General features: G+C 57.3%; 2 protein-coding genes and 1 pseudogene. All 3 read right to left on the minus strand.

Annotation, left to right across the window (positions count from 1 at the left end):
• Window positions 1-100 precede the first annotated feature (100 nt).
• Window positions 101-610, minus strand: coding sequence for an MOSC domain-containing protein (locus WCA53_RS16040; RefSeq protein WP_423912244.1), 510 nt, complete (start codon window positions 608-610; stop codon window positions 101-103).
• A 179-nt stretch (window positions 611-789) separates the two neighbouring features.
• A complete protein-coding gene (locus WCA53_RS16045) occupies window positions 790-1701 on the minus strand; it encodes a LysR family transcriptional regulator (RefSeq protein ID WP_423912249.1) in 912 nt (303 codons plus the stop codon).
• Window positions 1702-1743: 42 nt separating this feature from the next.
• Window positions 1744-2005, minus strand: a pseudogene (locus tag WCA53_RS16050) (hypothetical protein); the annotation flags it as partial.

Here is a 2005-nt window from a genome sequence, read left to right on the forward strand (position 1 = left end):
CGTATTACTAACGACAACCGCTTTTCTTACTATTACGATGCTTTTTAATCGCGGATATCTGGAGCTTTAGTGATAATCGATGGGTGGCTTTTAAGCGTTTCTAAGCCTCACGCTGCCCGCGGCCGCGTCGCCGCTGCAGGATGGCCAATATCGATTCCTCCCGGCGACCAGGAACGACGTCGATCGATGCGCCCGCTGAAATCACGCCGGTCTTGATGACGCTTAAATACACACCTGCATATCCGCTCGTCAACATGTGCTTTACGGCACGGGAATAGCCCATGGCGGCATTTAATTTAAAACATGGGGTGCGGAGCGACTCCACTTGAAACTCCACCTCCCCAATGAAGAGACGGTCGCCGATCCACAAATCCGTTTCGATCAACCCGACCGTTGTTAAATTCTCGCCTAGTGCGCCGAACGCTAGCGCACGCTTCGCGTTGGACGCGTCGGCTTCGCGCTGGCGGTCTTGCCACCATGCGTAATGCTCCGACGCAAACATATAGACGGCCTTGTCCAGCCCACCGTGCACACTCAGGTCTGCCTGCTCGTCCCCCGCCAGACCGAGACGTCCGACCTCGACCCCTGCTGGTTGTTCAACGGTACTCACCGGCCTCTTTCGAATTCCGGACTGAACTGTTATGGGCGGCGACGCAGCCTCAATTGATAACGGAGCCGAAATACCGACGCTGACCGCCAGTACTCGAGCTTCGACCCCTTCACTCATGCGCTCTCCATTTGTTCTCAACCCCGCATCCGCGGCGTTGGTCCAAAAATCGCCCGAATGTCTCATGCTGCCAGTTTTTCCACCAGGAAGTCGACAAAACTGCGCACGCGTGACGACAGATGCCGACTGTGCGGATAAAGCAAGAGGAACGGTCGCGAACGACCGCCGTATGGAGTGAGCATTTCCTTGAGTGTCCCGTCCGCGATGTCCTTCTCGACAATGAATCGATAGGTCTGGAATACGCCTGCCCCTTGGCGCGCTAAAGTCACCCCGGCAAGCACGTCGCCCGATGATCCATAGCCTCCGCCTGTCATGATTTCGACGGGGTCGCCATCCCGGTTGAACTGCCAGGGTATGTTGCGACCATTACTAGGCAATTCGAACTGGATGCAGTCGTGGTTAATCAAATCGTCAGGCGTTTTCAATTCACGGGCTTTGCGCAGGTACGCCGGTGACGCAACGACCACCAGTTCCGAATCCTCAAGCTTTCGCGCAATCAGACCTGAATCCGGCGGAGCACGACCCCGGATCGCGAGATCAAAGCCTTCGTCCGCAAAGTCGATGTTGCGGTTACTGAGGTGCGTTTCCACTGTGACCCCGGGATAGCGCTCACGGAAGTGTGACAGCAGCGGTAGGACTCGGTAATGACCGTACGGCGTCGGCATGCTGATTCGCAGCGTACCCGTCGGGGTTGTCTGTTGCCCCGTCGCTTCCCGCTCCGCATTCGCGAGGTAACCCAGTGCCAGTCGACACTGCTCAAAGTATCGCTTTCCCGAGTCCGTCAGTCGGATCTGCCGCGTAGTTCGGACGAACAACTGTACGCCGAGGCGTTTCTCAAGACGCGCCACCGAACGGCTGACCGCAGCAGGATTGACGCTTGCGGCCGCAGCGGCGGTCGTGAAACTTCCCAACTCAGCCGCCAGACAGAACAGTTCGATACTGCCCAGCAGGAGACCTTCAAATTGACGCTGCATACTCTCTCAATGACATAAAATTCCTGGATCTTCGCAGCGCGGCTATTGATCGGTGACGCTTCCCGACACAAAGTGCCTCTTGGCCTGAACGGATCGAAGCAGCGCTTCATACGCGCTGCCGCTATACGTGGAGCGCGCGACCAGGTAGGTATCGATCGTGCCCATCCTTTGCGTGCGAAAGTCCGTCGGCGCACACTGCAAATCCAATATCGACTTCGGGCAAAGCGCGAAACAGGACCCTGCCGCGACGCAGGCGAGCATCGTGTGATACGACGCCAGTTCCATCACCGTCCAGTGATTGCCC

It is taken from the genome of Caballeronia sp., from assembly GCF_049581465.1.
Lineage (GTDB): Bacteria > Pseudomonadota > Gammaproteobacteria > Burkholderiales > Burkholderiaceae > Caballeronia.

Coding starts and splice junctions, on each gene's coding strand:
- WCA53_RS16045 (WP_423912249.1), bottom strand. CDS start 1,701: ATGCAGCGTCAATTTGAAGGTCTCCTGCTGGGCAGTATCGAACTGTTC.